The 20,436-nt window shown below is 47.1% G+C and carries 17 protein-coding genes; 8 read left to right on the top strand and 9 right to left on the bottom strand.

What is annotated here, in order from left to right:
• The first annotated feature begins 53 nt into the window (after positions 1 to 53).
• The 5 genes from ON006_RS07485 to ON006_RS07465 all read left to right on the top strand — a co-directional run bounded on the left by ON006_RS07485 (position 54) and on the right by ON006_RS07465 (position 8,165).
• A complete protein-coding gene (locus ON006_RS07485) occupies positions 54 to 3,278 on the top strand; it encodes a DUF1553 domain-containing protein (protein ID WP_244819100.1) in 3,225 nt (1,074 codons plus the stop codon).
• Between the two features lie 3 nt (positions 3,279 to 3,281).
• A complete protein-coding gene (locus ON006_RS07480; protein ID WP_244819101.1) occupies positions 3,282 to 4,790 on the top strand; it encodes a DUF1501 domain-containing protein in 1,509 nt (502 codons plus the stop codon).
• A gap of 178 nt (positions 4,791 to 4,968) precedes the next feature.
• The gene (locus tag ON006_RS07475; RefSeq protein WP_244819102.1) at positions 4,969 to 6,168 is read left to right on the top strand and encodes an esterase; all 1,200 of its coding nucleotides are present in this window, start codon (positions 4,969 to 4,971) and stop codon (positions 6,166 to 6,168) included.
• 17 nt (positions 6,169 to 6,185) lie between these two features.
• On the top strand, positions 6,186 to 7,898 hold the full coding sequence (locus ON006_RS07470; protein ID WP_244819103.1) for a GMC oxidoreductase: 1,713 nt from the start codon (positions 6,186 to 6,188) through the stop codon (positions 7,896 to 7,898).
• 78 nt (positions 7,899 to 7,976) lie between these two features.
• Positions 7,977 to 8,165, top strand: coding sequence for a hypothetical protein (locus ON006_RS07465; RefSeq protein ID WP_244819104.1), 189 nt, complete (start codon positions 7,977 to 7,979; stop codon positions 8,163 to 8,165).
• Positions 8,166 to 8,170: 5 nt separating this feature from the next.
• Here the strand turns inward: ON006_RS07465 and ON006_RS07460 are convergent, their stop codons facing one another.
• Both ON006_RS07460 and ON006_RS07455 read right to left on the bottom strand, forming a co-directional pair.
• Entirely contained in the window at positions 8,171 to 8,371 is a 201-nt protein-coding gene (locus tag ON006_RS07460; RefSeq protein ID WP_244819105.1) for a KTSC domain-containing protein, read from the bottom strand.
• Between the two features lie 10 nt (positions 8,372 to 8,381).
• On the bottom strand, positions 8,382 to 9,065 hold the full coding sequence (locus ON006_RS07455) for a lipid-binding SYLF domain-containing protein (RefSeq protein WP_244819106.1): 684 nt from the start codon (positions 9,063 to 9,065) through the stop codon (positions 8,382 to 8,384).
• Positions 9,066 to 9,270: 205 nt separating this feature from the next.
• Between ON006_RS07455 and ON006_RS07450 the strand changes: the two genes are divergently transcribed.
• The 3 genes from ON006_RS07450 (at position 9,271) to ON006_RS07440 (ending at position 12,839) form a co-directional block, all read left to right on the top strand.
• Positions 9,271 to 9,750: a Dps family protein gene (locus ON006_RS07450; RefSeq protein ID WP_244819107.1), complete on the top strand. Its 480-nt coding sequence runs from the start codon at positions 9,271 to 9,273 to the stop codon at positions 9,748 to 9,750.
• 105 nt (positions 9,751 to 9,855) lie between these two features.
• Positions 9,856 to 11,181, top strand: coding sequence for a cytochrome P450 (locus ON006_RS07445; protein WP_244819108.1), 1,326 nt, complete (start codon positions 9,856 to 9,858; stop codon positions 11,179 to 11,181).
• Between the two features lie 26 nt (positions 11,182 to 11,207).
• Positions 11,208 to 12,839 (top strand): Na+/H+ antiporter, encoded by a 1,632-nt coding sequence (locus tag ON006_RS07440; RefSeq protein ID WP_244819109.1) that lies wholly within the window; start codon positions 11,208 to 11,210, stop codon positions 12,837 to 12,839.
• Here the strand turns inward: ON006_RS07440 and ON006_RS07435 are convergent.
• The 7 genes from ON006_RS07435 to ON006_RS07410 all read right to left on the bottom strand — a co-directional run bounded on the left by ON006_RS07435 (position 12,836) and on the right by ON006_RS07410 (position 20,419).
• Complete coding sequence (locus tag ON006_RS07435) at positions 12,836 to 13,789, bottom strand: bifunctional metallophosphatase/5'-nucleotidase (protein ID WP_244819110.1); 954 nt, start codon at positions 13,787 to 13,789, stop codon at positions 12,836 to 12,838. The two genes, ON006_RS07440 and ON006_RS07435, sit on opposite strands and share 4 nt — an antisense overlap.
• Positions 13,761 to 14,531 carry a 5'-nucleotidase C-terminal domain-containing protein gene (locus ON006_RS07430; RefSeq protein WP_244819111.1) on the bottom strand — a complete coding sequence of 257 codons (771 nt, stop codon included), beginning with the start codon at positions 14,529 to 14,531 and terminating at the stop codon, positions 13,761 to 13,763. Before ON006_RS07430 ends, ON006_RS07435 begins: the two co-directional genes overlap by 29 nt.
• Positions 14,532 to 14,722: 191 nt before the next feature.
• Complete coding sequence (locus tag ON006_RS32420; protein WP_445438761.1) at positions 14,723 to 14,809, bottom strand: DUF7660 family protein; 87 nt, start codon at positions 14,807 to 14,809, stop codon at positions 14,723 to 14,725.
• 193 nt (positions 14,810 to 15,002) lie between these two features.
• Entirely contained in the window at positions 15,003 to 15,242 is a 240-nt protein-coding gene (locus tag ON006_RS07425; RefSeq protein ID WP_244819112.1) for a DUF7683 domain-containing protein, read from the bottom strand.
• Between the two features lie 9 nt (positions 15,243 to 15,251).
• The gene (locus tag ON006_RS07420) at positions 15,252 to 15,509 is read right to left on the bottom strand and encodes a DUF7683 domain-containing protein (RefSeq protein WP_244819113.1); all 258 of its coding nucleotides are present in this window, start codon (positions 15,507 to 15,509) and stop codon (positions 15,252 to 15,254) included.
• Positions 15,510 to 15,513: 4 nt separating this feature from the next.
• Positions 15,514 to 18,672 carry a DUF6443 domain-containing protein gene (locus ON006_RS07415; RefSeq protein WP_445440917.1) on the bottom strand — a complete coding sequence of 1,053 codons (3,159 nt, stop codon included), beginning with the start codon at positions 18,670 to 18,672 and terminating at the stop codon, positions 15,514 to 15,516.
• A 163-nt stretch (positions 18,673 to 18,835) separates the two neighbouring features.
• Entirely contained in the window at positions 18,836 to 20,419 is a 1,584-nt protein-coding gene (locus tag ON006_RS07410; protein WP_244819115.1) for a RagB/SusD family nutrient uptake outer membrane protein, read from the bottom strand.
• Between the last annotated feature and the right edge of the window lie 17 nt (positions 20,420 to 20,436).

The raw sequence follows: 20,436 nt of genomic DNA, 5'->3' as shown, positions 1-20,436 counted from the left end.
ATAACAAGAAAATATTTAAATTATAATTGACAGTCACCTGACTTTAAACAATAATGATACAGGCTAAAATAATTTTATTGTGGACTTTTACGACCTGCTTGTTCTGGTCCTGCTCGCCGGAGCTCCCTGAGGATGTGGCTGTTGCAATGAAGGAGCTGCCCAACAAGCTGGACTATAACAGGCATGTAAAACCGGTGCTTTCCGACAAGTGCTTTGCTTGTCACGGCCCGGATAAGGCTAAACAAAAAGGCGGCTTACGCCTCGATTTGCCAGAATTCGCCCTGGAAATGCACTCCAAAAATTCAGGAAGAGCAGCCATTGATCCCGGCGATCTTGCTGATAGCGAGTTTTTCCACCGAATCATTTCCAGCGATCCGGAATATATCATGCCTACGCCAGAGTCACATCTGTCGCTCACGGCCAGAGAAAAGGCTGCTTTAATCAAATGGATTGAAGATGGGGCGGAGTATAAACCCCACTGGGCATTTGTAAAACCTGAAAAAACAGATCTTCCCAAAATTTCGCACAGCAACCTGGCGGTCAACCCTATCGATCATTTTATTTTCCAAAAACTGGAAGAAGAAAACTTGCACCCCTCCGCCCAGGCTGAGAAAGCATTACTCCTTAGAAGATTATCTCTTGACCTGACTGGCCTGCCCCCTACTTTGGAGGAAACGGACGCATTTTTGAAAGATAACGCATCAAATGCCTATGAAAAACAAGTCGACCGCTTGCTGGCATCACCACATTACGGGGAAAAAATGGCCGTTGACTGGCTGGACCTGGCCCGTTTTGCTGACTCACACGGTTATACGGTAGACCGGCTGCGGGACATGTCGCCATACCGCGACTGGGTAATCGGCGCTTTCAACAAAAACATGCATTACGATCAGTTTATCCACTGGCAGCTGGCTGGCGACCTCATGGCCCATCCGACCCGCGACATGGTAATCGCCACTGCATTTAACCGCAACCATCAGCAAAACATGGAAGGCGGCGTGATAGAGGAAGAGTTTCAGGCGGAATATGTCGTGGACCGTACCAACACGTTCGGTGACGCTTTCATGGGTATATCGGTAGGATGCGCCAAATGTCACGATCACAAATATGATCCGATCACCCAGAAAAATTATTACGAGCTTTTCAGTTTCTTTAATAATGTGAAAGAAGCCGGCCAAATCTCCTGGAATGATGCCCTGCCGACGCCAACATTGATGCTACCCTCTCCAGAGCAGGAAAGAATGCTGCGTTTCATTAACGCCAATATCAAAATCCAGGAAAAAAAGCTTTCAGAAAGCCAGCGCGAAGCGATTTCGGGTTTTAGTGATTGGCTAAAAAAAGGCAACCATAAGCTGCTGGCTAAACAAAATATTCCACATACAGGCTTGCAGGCCCAATACACATTCGATAAAGGCTCACTGCAAAACAAGGCCAATCCAAAAGAAAGAGGGACGATGAAACGTGAGTCGGGCCAGGCTGGCGGAGATCCTGAGTTTGAAAAAACAGCCGACAGAGAAGCATTGCTACTAAACGGTGACGTGTTTTTGGATCTGAATCAGGCGGGTGTATTCCGCAAATCGGAACCTTTCACCATTGGCATTTGGGTGAATGTGCCCGCGAATCTCAAAGAAGGTGTGATCCTTCACAAAAGTCAGGCAGAGCGGCTTTACAATTTCAGAGGGTATCATTTGTATCTAAAAAATGACCGTTTGGAGCTGAATATGGCTCATACTGCGCCTTCCAATGCCATTACCCGCGTCACTACCATGCCAGTTCCCAGAAACAAATGGATTCAGCTTACTGTCACTTACGATGGTTCGTCCAAAGCCAGCGGTCTGAAACTGTATATGGATGGTGCCGAGGCCGCTATGGAAACCACCATGGATCAGCTTACAAAGGATATTTTGTTCAAATTTTCAGTTGAGCCAGGCTTGCAAATTGGTGCATGGTGGCGGGGCCTTGGTTTTACCGGCGGTAAAGTCGATGACATCGTAGTCTACAATCGCGCATTGACACCTTTTGAAACCGGGATTTTGGCGCGTAAAACCAACTGGTCAGCCATCACTGCGAAAATGACATCTCAGCTTTCCCCGACCGAAACCGCTGCATTGCGTGATTACTATTTGTCCGCTATTAGCCCCGAAACCAATCTGGCCCGAAAGAATTTACAAATCGCCCGTACGGCGCAGGCCGATTCCACTGAACGCATTCCCGAGTTAATGGTGATGCAGGAAATGCCGAAACCCAAGCAGACGCATATTTTGCTACGGGGGAATTACGATGCACCCGGTGAAAAAGTATTTCCGGCAACGCCTCAGTCCATTTTGGCTTTTCCAAAAAATTTACCCAAAAACCGTTACGGGCTCGCCCAATGGCTGACCCACCCTGACAATCCGCTTACCGCCAGGGTGGAAGTGAACCGTCTCTGGCAAAACTTTTTTGGCGCCGGAATCGTCAAAACGACCGAAGACTTTGGCAACCAGGGCGAAATGCCGAGCCATCCGGAACTGCTTGACTGGCTGGCGGTAACATTCCGCGAATCGGGCTGGGATATTAAAAAGATGAATAAACTGATCGTTATGTCAGCAACATATCGTCAGGACTCCCGTACTAGCAAGGATGTTCGTGACAAAGACCCTGAAAACAGATTATATGCACGTGGCCCGGCCAACCGACTGTCTGCCGAGATGATCCGCGATAATGCATTGATGGCGAGCGGACTATTGAACAAAAAAATCGGCGGGAAAAGTGTGAAACCTTACCAGCCGGACGGATTATGGTCTATCAACAACACGAGCTACGACCCGGATTCAGGAGATGCAGTATACAGAAGAAGCCTCTACGTGATCGTAAAACGATCAGTGCCCAACCCCACGTTGGCAACTTTCGACGCTACTACCCGCAGTTATTGCGTGGTTCGCAGACAAAAAACCAATACGCCTTTACAAGCTTTGGTCACATTGAATGATCCTACATTCATTGAAGCAGCGAAGGTAATGGGCGAGCAAATGACCCGTATAGCAGATCCAAGGGCCGCCATTACCGTTGCGTACCGAAGACTAACCGGCAAAAAGCCGCCATCCAAAGAACTGAACCTGTTGGTCCGATTACAAAAAGTGGAAAAGGAAAAGTTTTCTAAAAATCCCGAGAAGGCCCGCGGCTGGCTTACCAGCGGTCAATTTAAAGTGACATCAAAAATCGACCCGGCCATGGTAGCTGCCAACAGTGTGGTTGCCAGCACGATACTTAATTCTGACGCGAGTTTAACCAAAAGATAAGCTATGCACCATCACGACGAGGAGTTCAGGGTACATACCCCCGAGTTTGACCAGCTGCATAAGAAACTGGACAGGCGAAGATTTTTGACCAAAACATCATTGGGACTAGGCGCTTTGGCGATGGGCTCCCTGTTCGGGATCGATAAGCTGCATGGATCTGGCTCGCGCCAGGCACCGGCACCTGGTAATATGGAAGAGGAAATCCTGAAAGCACTACCGCACATTGCTCCAAAGGCAAAAAGAGTGGTGTACCTTTTCATGAGCGGTGGACCGTCGCAGTTCGAAACATTCGATTATAAGCCGGGACTGATCAAATTGGCTGGCCAAAATCTGCCGGATTCCGTTCGTAAAGGTCAGCGACTGACGGGGATGAGCGCCAATCAGAGCGCATTACCAATGGTACCGTCCATCTACAATTTCAGCCAGCATGGTAAAAACCAGACCTGGGTCAGCGAGCTACTGCCTTACACCGCCAAAGTCGTTGATGATCTGTGCATTGTGAAGTCTATTTATTCCGAGGCCATCAACCACGACCCGGCCATCACATTTTTCCAGACTGGCAACCAGCTACCTGGCAGGCCTTCCATTGGCTCCTGGGTAAGTTACGGATTGGGTTCCGACAATAACAACCTGCCGACATTCATTGTATTGGTATCCAAGAATGCGCCGAAGGACCAACCTTTATATGCACGGCTTTGGGGAAATGGATTTCTGGAATCCAGGCATCAGGGCGTCCAATTTCGCTCGGGCAAAGATCCCGTGCTGTTTCTGAATAATCCGGAAGGCTACGACGGATCCGACAGAAAGGAAATGCTGCAATACCTTTCCCAACTCAACCAGCTGCAAAATGACTCGTACGGCGATCCGGAGATCAATAACCGCATTGCACAATACGAAATGGCATTCCGCATGCAGACTTCCGTGCCCGAGGTAATGGATACCTCCGATGAGCCTGACGAAATTTTCGACCTTTATGGCCCCGACAGCCGCGACGCGGGTTCTTATGCCGCCAACTGCATTCTGGCCAGAAAGCTTTTGGAAAAGGATGTGAAATTTGTGCAGCTCTACCATCAGGGTTGGGACCAGCACGGCGGCTTGCCCAAGGGAATTGCCCAGCAATGCAAAAATACTGACCAGGCCACGGGTGCGCTCATTATGGATCTTAAAAGACGTGGGTTACTCGACGATACGCTGGTGATTTGGGGAGGCGAATTCGGCAGGACGGTTTACTCACAAGGCAAGCTGACAGCCGACGATTATGGCCGCGACCATCACCCGCGCTGCTTTACGATGTGGATGGCTGGCGCTGGCGTGAAGGCTGGCGTGAGCTATGGTGAAACGGACGATTTCAGTTATAATATCGTCAAGAACCCCGTACATGTACATGATTTCCACGCCACACTCATGTACCTGATGGGCGTTGATCACGAGCGCCTTACATACAAGTTCCAGGGCAGGCGGTTCCGCCTTACGGACGTGCACGGTAATGTAGTGAAAGACATTCTCGCGTGAGCATCAGTTAAGTAGTATTATTGTCAGGTAAGATCTGTTGGTGGTGAAAAACTGCTTCCATAAAATTATCCTATTTTTTTAGCTGTTGCGGTAGTATCCCTGCCGTTCCCGCGTCTTTGTTAGGGATTGCGCTGCTCACTTTGGGCACTTTTATAATGCGTGGCTAAATTGATCGACAATGAAACATTCGAAATATTATTTCTTGGTCCCTGCAATGCTTTGGGCTGCGGTAACGCTCGCATTTGCCCAGCAAGCCAATGTGAACCTGGATTGGGACCCGCAGAAAAATACAGAAAACCTGGTTCCTTACGGCGGTAATGTCATTTCGCCTGAAGTACGTGACGACCACACTATTACTTTTCGGCTGAAAGCTCCTGACGCTCAAAAAGTGGAACTGACCGGCGGACCGATCCTACTGGCATTGAAAAGCAAGACTAATATTCCCTTTGTGAAAGACAGTGAAGGTTTATGGTCACTTACAGTGGGGCCGGTGAAGCCTAATATTTACGTGTACCGGCTGCTGCTGGACGGCGTAGCGATTGCCGATCCCAACAATACATTAACTGGCACTTCCAACCAGCCGGGATATAGTAATGTGGTTGTCCATGACAAAAAGGGCGCATATTATGATGCTTTGAATGTCCCTCATGGCAATGTTACCAGACATATTTATCATTCCAAAGTCTTGAACGGCGAGCGTGAAATGTTTGTATACACGCCGCCGGGTTACCTGCCTGTACAGAAGTACAAAGTGCTGTACCTGCTCGGAGGCAGCGGGGAGCTGGCTTCCGGATGGATGCTGGACGGCCGGGCGAATTTCATTGCAGACAACCTGTTAGCAGAGGCAAAAATGTTTCCCACTATCATCGTGATGCCCAATAACCAGGTACTGCACCGAAACGACCCCAAGCATCTTGAAAAGACCTACCAACTGTTTGAACAGGAATTGAGGAAAGAGATTGTTCCTTTTGTAGACAGCCATTATAATACAGAGAAGCACAGAAGTGGACGCGCATTGGCAGGGCTTTCAATGGGCGGACGCCACACGCAGGCCGTGGGTTTCAATGCATTGGATTTGTTCGCCTCTTTTGGAATCCTGAGTGCAGGTGATCTAGAACCTGAAAAACTTAATCCTGCTTTTTTCAATGATCCCAATGTAAGATCAAAAGTTAATTACCTGCTTATTGGTCTCGGCAGCGGAGAACTTGATTTTGTAGGGAAAAGATCCGAGGCAACGCACAAGGCATTAGAGAAGGTCGGCGTTAAACACGACTATTTTATTGGTGGCGACGGCGCTCACGATTGGGGAACCTGGCGCATGCTGTTGCATGACAAGCTACTGCCCAATGTTTGGAATATGAGGCCTTCCATTAAGTAAAGTTTTCAATATCAGATATGGCAAATTTCAATATAGATTCAGTAAAAGAACGCACTTTCGATGCGATCGTAGTGGGTACCGGCATCAGCGGCGGGTGGGCAGCGAAGGAACTGACAGAGAAAGGATTAAAAACATTGGTCCTGGAACGTGGGCGGGATGTAAAGCACATTAAAGACTATACTACCACCAATATGCAGCCTTGGGAATTCGAGCATCTGGGGCAGCCTACCCTGGCCATTCGTGAAGCCAATCCTATCGCCAGTAAGCATTATATCTTCAAAGAGGATGCCATGCATTTTGTGGTAAAAGATGCTGAGCATCCGTATGTGCAGGACAAGCCATTTGACTGGATGCGGGGCTACCAGGTTGGCGGAAGGTCGCTTTTATGGGCGAGGCAAACCCAGCGCTGGTCCGACTTTGATTTCGAAGGCCCAGCCCGCGACGGTTTTGCGATCGACTGGCCGATCCGCTACAAAGACATTGCGCCTTGGTACAGCTACGTTGAGAAATTTGCAGGTATTTCGGGAAATAAAGACGGTCTTCCACAACTGCCTGACGGAGAATTTCTGTCGCCGCACGAAATGAGCTGTGTAGAGAAACATTTCAGCCAGCAAACTGCCAAAAATTACAACAATACCCGCCCGGTAATCATTGGTCGCGCTGCCCATATCACGGACCCGCAGCCCATACACACAGCTCAGGGACGTGCCAAATGTCAGCACCGGAATATGTGCCAGCGGGGTTGTCCGTTTGGCGGGTATTTCAGTACCAATTCCTCAACTTTACCATGGGCCGAAAAAACGGGTAATCTGACACTGAGGCCGCATTCTGTGGTGCATTCGGTGATTTATGACGAAAAGAAAAAACGTGCGACAGGTGTGCGGGTAGTGGATACACTCACGAAAGAAATGACGGAATATTATGCCAAAATCATTTTTGTAAACGCATCGGCCATTAATTCGAACCTGATACTGCTGAATTCCAAATCCAGCCGTTTTCCAAATGGACTGGGCAATGACAGTGGTTTTTTAGGGAAATTCATCGGTTTTCATAATTACCGCGGACGGGTTACCGCCGAATTTGACGGCTTTCACGACAGCACCGTTGATGGAAGAAGGCCCAATGGTGCCTACATTCCCCGGTTTCGTAATGTGTTCAAGCAGGATACCGATTTTCTGCGTGGCTACGCTACTTCCTTTTCAGCCTCCAAAATGGGCAATCCGACTTCGGGATTGGGTGAATCATTGAAGGATTCACTATTTAGTCCGGATGAAAGCGGGTGGAGCCTGGGTGCGCAGATGATGGGCGAAACGATACCGAAAGAGACCAATTTTATAACACTCGACAATGACCGGAAGGATGCCTGGGGCATTCCTCAGCTTCGCATGTCGGTGGATTTTGACGATAACGACATGAAAATGGTTAAGGATTTTTATAATGAGCTCAGTGAAATGCTCCAAAAATCCGGCTTCACTAACATTAAAACTTCGGACACCAAGCGTAACCCTGGTAGTGAAAATCATGAAATGGGCGGTGTACGCATGGGTAATGATCCTAAAACTTCCCTGCTAAACAAATGGAACCAGATGCACCATGTGCCTAATGTGTTTGTCACCGACGGCGGCTGCATGACTTCCACTGCGACCCAGAACCCATCACTAACTTACATGGCCCTCACTGCCCGGGCCGTGGATCACGCGGTGAAGGAAAAGAAGAAAGGGAATATTTAAGATCCTATCCTTACGACCGGACCGGCTTAGGGAGCGTAATTAGATTTACTATCTTTGCCTGGCAATATTAAAAACAGGATGGCAGTACAGAAATTTTTTGACCGCACAAAGGTCACGATCAAAGGGCAAAAGGGGATTTGGATGATTTTAAATCACGAATCCATTCAAAAAGGTGCGACCACCAAGATTACCGGAAAGGTTAAATGCAGAAATGAGGAGACGGGAGAGGTGAAATTTTGCAACGAGAAAAACTGCGAGCTGGCATAGACGCATCAATCTTCGACTTTCTCAAATTCATAGTTGCCCTTGATGTGTTTATTCAAAAAAATCCCCTTGGAACCGGAGCTTTTCATGGCTTCGTATACTTCCCAGGGGACTTTTTTGTAGTCGTACACCATTCCTGAAACATAAACAATTCGCAATGTTTCTGTTTCCTCTTTGTAGATTATTTTGGAAACAACGGATGATGGCATACCTTCTTCTTTAATTCAGAGCATCCAACTGGTCTCTCAGCTCATCGATCGCGCCGTTTGAGATCTGAGAGTTTTCGAAAACCGCATTAGCATTGGTAAAATCACTATAAAAAGTGCTATTAGCCTTGCTATCCACTGACAATGCCGCTCCATTCAATGTAATGCCGGCAAACAGCCCCTTGCTTCTTGAATAGGAGTAAACCTCTGCTTCCAGCTTGTAATCCGTGCTGGCAGAAGAGCTCCTGCCCATGGGTCCGGCGGCTACCGAAAGGTCCCCCCCCAGCGTAAAGCTGCCTTTACCGATCTCAGTTAGCGTTTTAGAACTTTTGAAAACCAATACCAGGTCCACAGCCTGTACACCGATCTGCGGACCGAAGCTGCCACCGGTAATGCTGATAAAAACAGGATCGCTCCATTCACCATTATCCTTTTTCACCATCGCCAGTCCCTTGCCGTGCTTACCTCCTACTATCAGGCCTGCATTAATCATTTTGGGAACAATAATGATCCCTTTTGAAATAGCCAGTAGTTGCGAAGGGATATTCTCCTTCATTTCGCTAAAATCGTTGATCACTGCTGCCGCAGCCTTGATTTTGTCAACTTCTTTGTCCTGTGCAAAAGAGGCGCCAGACCAGCACATTCCTGCGATAAGCATTACCTGAAACGGGAGTGATCTTACTTTTTTAAAAAACATAATTGAATTGATTAGTGGGTATGATGATGGCCATCAAACTATCATGCCTGAGCAGCTTTGACATTCGAAACAGACATTAAAAACACTCATTCTGACAACTTTCAGGCGTATTCGGAAGAATTAACGTATAGATCTCGGAATTCTGATTTTGTGGTATAGTTTTGGTAAAAAAAGATCAAACGATATCAACCCAATCAATAAAGCTATGGATGCCAAATCAATCAGTTTGAGTGAAAAGGAAGTAAAACCTGTTGTCGATCTTTTGAACGACTACCTTGCCAACTACCACATTCATTATCAGAAACTAAGAGGATGCCACTGGAACATCAAGGGCCAGAACTTCTTCACACTGCACGTTAAATTTGAAGAACTGTATACTAATGCGCAGCTGACCATAGACGAAATCGCTGAACGTGTACTCACATTGGGTAAGCCACCACACAGCCGGTTCGCAGATTATATCAACGAATCGTCAATCAAAGAAATTAATACCATTGGTTTAAAAGACCTGGATATGGTGGACGCCATTCTCGACGATATGGCGCAGCTCATCAGTCTGGAAAGGGACTTACTGGAAGCTAGCGACCAGGCCGGCGATGACGGTACCAATGATATGGTCAACCGCTTCATGCAATTCAAAGAAAAAAACACCTGGATGCTGCGTTCGTTTGCGGGCAAAAAGTAAGGTTTATTCACTATCGGAGACTTCATGAAAGAAACCATCCTCAAACGGGGTGGTTTTTTTGCGCGTTATGACTTATTTGCATAAATTCTCTCAAAAACCGGAACAATGCGCCCTATTCCAGAATTCAGGATCGGAAAAATCAGTTTGCTCGCCGCCTTTAAATTTGCGGGCGATCCACTGCATTTTTTAAGGCAGGGTTTTGATACCTGCGGCGACACATTCCGGCTACGGTTGTTCCGCGAATTCGTTGTGAGCCGCGACCCTGCCTTTTTCCGCCATGTTTTGCAGCAAAACAATAAGTATTTCAAAAAAGGAAATTCAGCCAAAATGCTGCGCCCGGTACTGGGTAATGGCCTCGTAACCAGCGACGGCGATTTCTGGCTCAGGCAGCGCCGGCTCGTGCAGCCCGCTTTTCACCGGGAAAGGTTACAGGAGCTTTTTATCGCAATGGGCCAGCTCACTGCATCGTTTCTGGACGAAATGGAAAGTTTCAGAGGCAAAGAAGCTGTTGATATTGACGCCAAAATGATGGGCATTACCTCCGACATCGCGCTCAAAACGCTTTTTGGAAACATGAATACGGAGGATAAAGCGCAGATATACAAGCAGGTAAGCAGAACACAGACCTACCTGGTAACCCGCGTCAGAAAACCTTACCGCCTGCCGTGGATGGCCGTGAATGGCGAAGACAAACGGTTCCGCACTGATCTGGCCTATTTCAATAAACTGGTATTTGAATTTATAAAACAGCGTCGCATTTCCGGGGAGAGGCCTAATGACCTGTTGCAACTACTTCTGGACAGCATCGACGAAGAAACCGGGGAGCAAATGAATGATCAGCAGATCCGCGATGAAGCGATCACGATGTTCGCAGCGGGTCATGAAACTTCTGCCACTGGGCTGAGCTGGCTGCTTTGGGAGCTGGCAAAACAACCCGATATAGTCGCTCAAATCAGACAAGAGGCAGCGGTTTTTGACGATGTCCCTACATTCGAGCAGCTCATGCAAATGCCTTACACGCGGCAGGTAGTAGAGGAAGGCCTGCGGTTGTACCCACCCGCGTGGACCATGACGCGCGAAGCCACCGTGGATCATGAAGTGGAAGGCTACCAGCTGGCGAAGGGAAATTCGGTGTTTATGTCAGTTTTTGAGCTTCACCGTAACCCTAATCTCTGGAATGATCCGCTGAGATTCAATCCCGCGAATTTTAGCCCCGAAAATGTTAAGAATCGAGCCAAATTTAATTATCTGCCCTTTGGTGCCGGGCCCAGGATCTGCATTGGTCAGCAGTTTGCACTCATGGAAATGCAGCTGATCCTGGCGGCTCTGGTGAAACGCTTTACATTCGAAACCGACCCATCGCATCCGGTGGGAATGCATCCGCAGATAGTACTTAAATCTACAAATGGTATTAAATTGTACATCCGATAAAACCAGCCTGTACCTGAACGTTCTTTATGCATAGTGCCATTATCCTTTACATTTCGCTGATCGTCGCTATACTATTTCTGGTCATGCTGGCGCAGCGCATCAAAATTTCATATCCCATTGTGCTGGTACTGGGCGGACTTGCCCTGAGTTTTGTTCCGGGACTTCCTCCGGTGGCCATTAATCCCGAACTGATTTTCCTGATTTTTCTGCCGCCTCTACTGTACGAAGCGGCGTGGCAAACTTCGTGGAAGGATTTCTGGAAATGGAGGAGGGTAATCGGATCATTTGCATTCGGGATCGTTATCTTTACTTCCTGTGTCATCGCTTATGTTTCCAATTCCATCATACCGGGCTTCACGTTACCGTTAGGCTTTTTGCTGGGCGGCATCATCTCACCTCCCGACGCGGTGGCGGCAACTTCTATTCTGAAAGACATTAAGGTCACCAAGCGTCTGATCACCATTGTAGAGGGAGAAAGCCTGCTCAACGACGCTTCCAGCTTGATCGTGTTTCGGTTTGCGCTGACAGCAATTGTCTCAGGGACGTTCGTATTTAGCCAGGCGGTAACCAGTTTTTTTATCGTGATCATCATGGGCTTTGCCACCGGGATGATCATCGCATTGGTTTTCTATGCCATTCACCGCTGGCTACCTACGACGCCGAGCATGGACACCATTCTTACTTTCGTGGCGCCCTACACGATGTACATTGCCGCAGAGGAATTCCATTTTTCGGGTGTGATCGCGGTGGTGACGGGTGGTCTTTTCCTTTCCAAAAACAGCCATAGTATATTAAGCCATCTCAGTAGAATTCAGGGCGTCAATGTATGGGATACCATTGGTTTTGTGCTCAATGGCATTGTCTTTATGCTGATCGGCCTCGAACTTCCGGTGATCGTGAACGGCCTGGGAGATAGCTCGCTATATGAAGCTATCAAGTATGGACTGATCATTTCGTTGGTGGTGATCGTTACCCGGATTGTGAGTGCAATGGGTGCGTCAATTTTTACGGTCATGATCAGCAGGTTCATCAAAACTGCCGATAGCAGGCCTGGCTTCCGTATGCCATTTATCTTCGGATGGACGGGCATGCGCGGTGTGGTTTCGCTTGCATCAGCTTTGTCAATACCCTTGCTGATCAACGGCGGACAACCCTTTCCGCAACGCAATATGATCCTTTTTATCACATTTGTTGTGATCCTGGTAACGCTTGTATTTCAAGGCCTTACCCTGCCATTTGTGATCAGGTGGATGAATGTTCAAGAACTGGATTACTCCGTTTCGTCTCAGGAACAGGACATCTTGATCAGAAGAAAACTGGCCGAAGAATCCCTGAACATGATCAAGGAAAAGTACTTAGAGGAAATTCCTAAAAACGAACTTTTGCAAAGCTTGAAATACAAGCTGGAAAGTGACCTTGGATTTCTTGACCATGTGCGCGAATCCGATCCGATCCAGGCAGGACACGACTATGTCAGCAGATACCAGCTGATTACCAAAGAATTATTAGATCGAAAAAGAGTACTACTACACAAGTTCAATAAGAAGGAAGTCTTTGAAGAAGAGGTTATTAAACAGCACCTGGCTCAGCTGGACCTGGAAGAAGAAAAAATCCGGCAGCAATTCCTGCATATGGACAGATCGCTGCCAGAGTATTAAACGAGGCCGTATTCGTGCACCGGATACACCGAAGCGAGCATCTTTTGTTTGCCCGAATCCCGGTTAAAAAAGTAATCCAGTCTTCCCAGGTTAATACCTGCAAAACCAACCTGGTTGACAGTCGTGATCTTGCCGTCCAGGTTCACGATATCTTCCGGCACTTTCATAAAAGTATGGGTATGGCCTCCAATGATCAGGTCAATATTGCGGGTAGACTTGGCCAGAATCTGGTCTGAAACCTTATCTTCCTTGTATTTATATCCCAAATGCGACAGGCAGATCACCAGGTCGCAATGATAATCGTTTTTCAGCAATGAAGCCATTTCATTGGCCTTGGCAATAGGGTCCAGGTAAACCGTATCACCATAGTTTTTCTTGTTCACTATCCCGAAAAGCTCAATTCCCAAGCCGAAAACACCGATTTTGATGCCTTGCTTTTTAAATATTTTGAAAGGCTGCGTCTTACCTTTCAGTTCGGTATTTTCAAAGTTGTAGTTACTTACCAGAAACGGAAAATTGGCGTGGGGCAACTGCTTCGCAAAACCGGCCAGGCCATTGTCAAAATCGTGGTTGCCCATTGTAGCAGCGTCATAACCCATTTCCGACATCACGGTCATTTCAACTTCGCCACCATACAGGTTGAAGTAAGGCGTTCCCTGAAAAATGTCGCCAGCATCCAGTAAAAGCACATTCTTTTGCTCTGCCCTGATCTTCTTCACCAATGCAGCCCGCCGCGCAACACCGCCGAGCCCCTGGTTACGTGAGCCGTCCATCGGAAATGGTTCAATGCGGCTGTGTACATCATTGGTATGCAGGATGGTAAGCTGCACGGTCGAATCTTTCCCGAAAGAATCGAATGGCGCTGTACCCAATGCTAACAATGCAGCACCGGCTGCACTTTTTTGAAGGAAGCCCCTTCTGTCAATCTTTGACGATAACAATTCTTTCATCGAGTTGAGCGTTTATTTTTTTTCCCTGACTGGTCAGATCACTAATATTTTCCAAAATTGCCTCCCTTACCTTCTGATTGATTTCCCTTCTTTCAATCGGATTTCTCAGGCATTCCAGATCATCCCCTCCATCGGCGAGATAATCATAGGTCAGCAAATTATAAGTTTTATTAACATCAAAAGGCTGACCTCCGATGGTAACGTCAAAGGCTTTGTGATCCTTGATTTTCATACGGATACCAGACACCGGCTCTCCGTCTTTTTTCACGATAAAGTCGATCACCTGTTGCACATTCTGCCCGGTGAGTTTGAGCACAACCAGTTCATTTTCAAATGGCATGAGCTCAAAAACGTTGGAAACCGTGATATTACCTTTTGGAAAAGTGGTGCGCAACCCGCCTTTGGTCGACAATGTAAACTGAATGGTAGGATCTTTTTTCAAGCCTTCCTTCAAAATGGCATCGGCAAAGAAATTGCCCATCAATGTTTCCGGCGTCGACGGTTTGGTCAATTCCTGCTCGGTTTGCCCAATCACTTTGTTCATTTCCGCCTGCATTTTTTCTTTGTAAGGCAGGTAATACTTCACCACCGAAGAATCCACAGTCAGCTGGGTATCCATGCTATACTGTTTATAGTCACTTTTGGCGACAGACAAATGGCGGTGGCAAGAGTTAAAGGAAAGCAGCACAATGCTGAATATCAGCACCAGCGTCCCTCGCCAGCGTTTTCGGGAAGTTGTCATAACAGCTATTTTGTTATAAAAATAGCAATTTTTTTGTTTGATTTTGACTTCAAAGCCCGGGAAGCGAGACTTGGACGTATGAACCGGCCCTGTGGTCATAAGTCTTGAGAATTAAAATCCCGTCAAACAAAATTCGCTGATGCGTAGTATTATTGTAAATCTCATATGTATCGGTAATCGCCCTAAGCGAACTAATACTCATACACCCTGGCAGCCATTAGGATATCAGTAAAAACTTTCCATTTGACATTTTGTGGGACTTCCAGATTACTATTCAGATAGTCGAGGTAATTAAAACTGACTTAGAAACTTGGATACGAAAACAGGCACAGAATCTACGGGCTCGTAGATAAGATGCTTACCAACAATAATTTTAAAGAGTTCTTAATCAAAATGTGACAGCGTTGTAAAGCCAAAGCCCCGATCACCCAGGGCTTTGATAGTAATGTTATTAATTAAAAGTATTTTGGTTTATTCTTGATAACATTCCATTTGATAAATGTTATTCAAAAGGTTAAAATCTACGCTTTTAAATAATTGTAACTGGGATGCCTGTTCTTCTGTTATGTCGTACGACATAATTAAATCAGGGTCATCCTCATAAGGGGTAAAAATTGATTTTAAAGATTCAATAGGTATGTCAATTAATATTTCATCGATTAAATCTTCGTTTGCCTTGTTGTAGACAAAAATTACTCGTTTAATTTCCATATTCGAGAGCTAATCATCAATCTTAAAGCAGTCAACAGAATAGACAAAAGACTTAAAATCAAAGACCATACTTTTTTCTAAGTACGGAATTAAGGATTTAATGTGCTTTTTCTTAATGATTTGGGGATCTATCATTAGATGATCATCATCGGGAGGCATAAATATATCTTTCAATACGGGCAAGGGAATGTTGTCAATATTTATTTCAGATAATAGCCCACCATTTTTTTTATCAAAAATGCTTATAATCCTTTCTATTTTTTCCATAAAACTAATTTTGAGTTTTTCTGCCTGGGACGGGATCTTTCATCATTTTACCAGTATTTGGATCAGCTGATCCTTGATGTCTGCCCCTTTTGTCATAAACTTCTACGTCTCCATGTTGCTTATCCCATTCCAATATTTTACCATCAGGTGTTACCCACCGTGCCCTACCTGCTTTTGGCGTATCTCTTTTTGCTCCTGGGAATCCAGGTAAAACTTTGGGTGGTATATTGTAGTTCACAGTTGGCGGATTTACCGTCGAACCTTCCCCTACTGATGTCGGTGACAAAACAAAAGCCAGCGTCATCAAAGGTATTGTTACACCTACTTTGAGGGCATTCAAGCCTACTTGTGGTGCATTTTCGGCGAAGGCACCCAAGCTATACCATAAGGGCAGGCCGATGGTGGTGGCTTCGGAAGGCCTTGCGGCCCGCTCTGCCATTTCCCCCTTGCTATTGTATACACTGGCGGTTTTCCCATCATAAGTAAATAATTCCTTGGAATCCCGGTAAATATCATACGCTTTGTCCTTGGGGCAGCTCGGGCAGTCACCTATTACCCGCTTGTCCATACTCCCAAACCGTGTACCGCGTTTTAAAATTTCGTCATCTGAGCCATTAACACTAAATGACATCATGCCATCAGGATCAATATTTGTGACCGGGTCGTTTTCCGTGTAATTATAAGGGGATAGGCTCTGGTAAAACTCTGCCATCGGATCAACCACACCCCACCTACCAATCTCCGGCATATACATCCTGGCCCCATAATCTACAAGCCCCGTACCAACTTGCAATTCCTTCCCATTATACAGAAACCTATTCACATTGTTCCTCGCCGAAGGCGTCTGCACAGGAGCATTCCGATCAATCTCCAACCCAAAAGGATAGTAATCCGTCCGCTGCAAAATCCGCCCCTTCTCATCAAAAACCACTCTTACATTCCCCAAATGGTCTTTCAGATAATAGTCAAAACGAATGGTATCCTTCCGGTAAACAGCCTGCCCGTCACTAATGGCCAGCCGCTTGAACACATTGCTCTGGTCATACTCAAAATCCCCGGCATATTTAGCAGTCAATGTATCAGCTACATATTTATGCTTTGTACCCGCCGCATCGTAGTCATAAGTTAATGTTTTACCACCAATCGTTACTGTTTTCGTCAAGTTTAAATAATTGTAGGTCAGCACTGCTCCCCGGTTGCTATCGCTGGTCATATTGCCATTGCCGTCATAACCATAATTGCTAACCCCATTCTTCACGCCCAAGTTGCTCCCTGAGCCATCAGTGACAGCCGAAAGCCGATTGCCGAGGTAAGCATAACTCAAATTATCCAATACCACTCCACTTCGAATCAATGTCTTGATATTGCCATTCTTGTCATAACTGATCCCGCTTTCGGTTTCTTTGTAATTGTTCAAACCTGTTGAACCCAACATACGGTTGGCGCTGTCGTAGATGAAAGTCAGCCCTTTTATGAAACTGTTTTCAGCTTTCCCACTCCATTGCATTTGGCTAATGTTGCCATTGGTATAGTTGTTCCCGTTGGCATAGCTGAGTGAAAAGTTGTAAAATGAAGAGTCCGGCTCATTTTCTTTGGTTTTGTAAAAAGTCTGGCCTTGCGTCAGCCAGCCACGGATGTTATGGGTGTAGGTGGTCCTTCTGCGGAAATAGGTACCGTCCTCGGAATGAAACCACTTTTGCTGCAATTGCCCCAATGCATTGTAACGCTGGGCAAGGGTGACTGCTTCCCTGGATTTACTGCCATTAATGACTTTTTCCTTCACACTCAAAAGCCGATCGGAATGATCATACTCGTAAGTTTTCAGATGTAAATTGGTACCGGTAGCAATGACCTGCTCGGTCTTTTCCTGGGCAATGACAGGCGCGAGGTCGTATTTGTATTGCATTGAAACCCGCTCAATGGCGCCAGCACCGAGATCGTGAAGTTCCCTGACTGTCTGGACAGGCCGGTACTCAGCATCATAGTAGGTTGCGCTGGTCAGCCACTGATTGGCACCTGCCAGCATCCGCGTCCGGCTTCCAGTTTGCAGGCCCTTGGCGGAGTTTAATGCATTAACGCTGTAAGTATTGGCATAGCCCAGGTTAGCTGGTTTTGGGAAAGAGTAATCGTCATAATAGTTGACTACCAGTACATTGGCCTCGGCGATATTGGGAAGTGTATTGCCAAGCGTATAACCAATCCCTCCGGCAGCCTTGTCTTCATGGTGCACCTGGTTGGCATTGATACTGGTCTGCCACACAGCGCGGCTGGATGCAGAAGCGATCTCGCCAGTCAGTATTGCACGGTTCAATGCATCGTATTTGGTAAATTCCCAGACGCTGCGGGCGAGTTGGGCGGCATCCTGGGAGAGTACCTGCCTGTCAAAATTATCGTAGACCAGATTTACAAGGTCTGCACCAGCTATTTTCTTCACTACCACGCGTCCACGGTTGTCATACTCATACAGGAAAGCGTAGTCAGCGGTGGTGTCATTGTCCTGGTACTGGGGCTGCAAGACGGCACGGAGCTGGCCATAATCATCGTAGACATAATAGGTAGCCAGTATTTCATTGGCGGAAGCGGCCACCTTCCGGCAGACAAGCCTTCCCTGTAAGTCGGTGAACTCGATGGTAGTCTTACCGTTTTCATCAATAGCCTGAACCCGGTACAGCTTTCCTGCCGCGTATTCACCCTGGCTGCTGACGGTGAGCAGGATATTGACATTGGGCACATAATCGTAGCGTTTTACTTCGCCGGCAATGTTGGTACCGTAACTGATGTTTGCAGAGGCGCTTTTGTTGCCGGGAGCCCTTTCAGCCTGGGGACGGTTCAATGCAGAAAGTTCGAAACCAGTTTCGGAATACGGCCGGGCCAGGTCGGTGGGTTCCAAACCGCCTGAATTGGTGGAGTAAAACCCGACCTGGGCCGCTTGTGCGGCGGGTTTAAAAGCACCGTTACCTGCGGCTGGGTAGGGAAGATAGTGTTTCACCTGCCGTCCAAAGGCATCATATTCAATGGGCTGGACTAAATCTGCTCCCGAAGGATTTTGTCCAACCGCCACATTTTGCAAGGGCCTGCCCAGACCGTCGAAGTATTGCACTTGGATGTTGACCTTGCTGACATCATTTGGATTGGCACCAGTTTGTTTGAAGGTGCGGTGGATGATGTAGTTTTTGCTGTTGGTTTGCTGGGCGTAACAACTTGTGCAGAAAAAAGTAAAAAGTATAAAATGTGCTTCATAAAAAAGTTGGTAAGGATCATGTCATTTAGACGGAATCCTTACCAACCGGTCACATTCTTTCTAAAAAATTAGCGCGACATATCTCCTACCACCCATCATTCTGCTGCAAATTCGGATTAGCATCAATCTGGGACTGGGGAATGGGATATATTTCAAGCCTTTCCGAATACGGAACCAGCACATTGTCGACGATCTGGCCGGAGGACATGGCGGCGATTTCTTCTTTCAATGTACCCCATCTGCGAATGTCGAAAACGGTGTTAAACTCTCCGGAAAGTTCCAGTCGCCGCTCATTGCGAATGGCTGCACGCAAGTCTGCGACTGCGGTTGCCTTGGATGGCGTTGCTTTGGCCCGCACCCGTACCCGATTGAGCAATGGAAGCGCCTGGGCGGTTTTACCGGTTTCTGTCAATGCTTCTGCCAGACTCAAAAGGACGTCCGAGAACCGCATTTCGATCAGGTCGGCGCTATAACCTTGTACTGCGGCGCCCGCCGGTCTGGGTTCTCGCGCCAATTTGCCGAAGGCGATGCCGTATTTAAAGTCATCATGGCCAAAAGAAGCATTGGTACGCTTCACAATGTAGTTTCCAATGGCCGGATTATAAATGATGCTGTCTCCCGGCTCCGCTCCCGCCCTCGCACTTCCCTGAAACGCGTACCTGTACACCAGTGTAAAATCTCTTCTGGTATCTGTTTTTTCAAACAATTTATAAAAATCGTAAGTCAGCCCGTAGTTTGTTTGCTCATCGCCATTGACCAGCCCGGAAGGAAAAAGATTGAATGGCAGGATATTCCCGTTGGGATTAGAGGAGTTAATAAAATAACCAAACGACAGTACGATCTCGCGATTTCTTTCATTGGATAAAGCAAAAATCTCCTGAAAGTCAGGCAGCAACTCAAAATCGTACTTTTCTTCATTTTCAGGCCCTACCAGCTCTGACAGCCTATCTACGGCCTTTTGATAGTTAGCGGTCATATTGAGCGGTTTACCAGCCATTGTCAAGTATACCTTGCCCAACATAGCCTTAGCAGCCCCTGCCGAAACACGTCCCAGTTCAGCGCCTCCGCGGGAATCGGGAAGATTGGCTTCCGCAAATGTCAAATCCGCTATAATCGCATCATAAACCTGGATATTGGTCGATCTGGGTGCAAAAATCAGCGCCTCATCGTCCAGGGATTTAACCTCGTCCAATATCAGCGGCACCCCACCAAAGAACCTCACCAGATTGAAATAGGCATAACCTCTTAAAAACCTGGCTTCGGCAATATAGGGATCTGCTTCCTCCTCTTCGCCGGGTACCGCCTGCTTTGCATTGGCGATCACGGTATTAGCTCGAAAAATAATCTTGTAAAACCTGGCCCAGACCGATTCAAATGCACCGGAGGTGGAAGTATGCCCGAACCTGTAATAAGGATCGGCGCCGGAACCCAGCAGTCCGGCCGTAGCGTACCGGTGCCCCGACTCTGTGAGGATAAATCTGCTGGTAATGTCGTTAAAATCCGGCGCCGTCCAGGCGTGATAAACCCCGATTGTGGCCTGATTGAGACCGTCCTCGTCTTTAAACACAACTTCTTTGCTCAATGAAGAATAGGGTGATTCTTCCAGGTTGTCTTTGCAGGAAACGATTCCCAGCAAAAGCAATGCGGCAATTTTTATATGGTATCTCATAAGGATTATGCGTTGAG

Origin of the sequence: Dyadobacter pollutisoli, from assembly GCF_026625565.1 — a bacterium.
Classification (GTDB): domain Bacteria; phylum Bacteroidota; class Bacteroidia; order Cytophagales; family Spirosomataceae; genus Dyadobacter; species Dyadobacter pollutisoli.
This window is presented reverse-complemented; position numbering and strand designations above follow the sequence as displayed.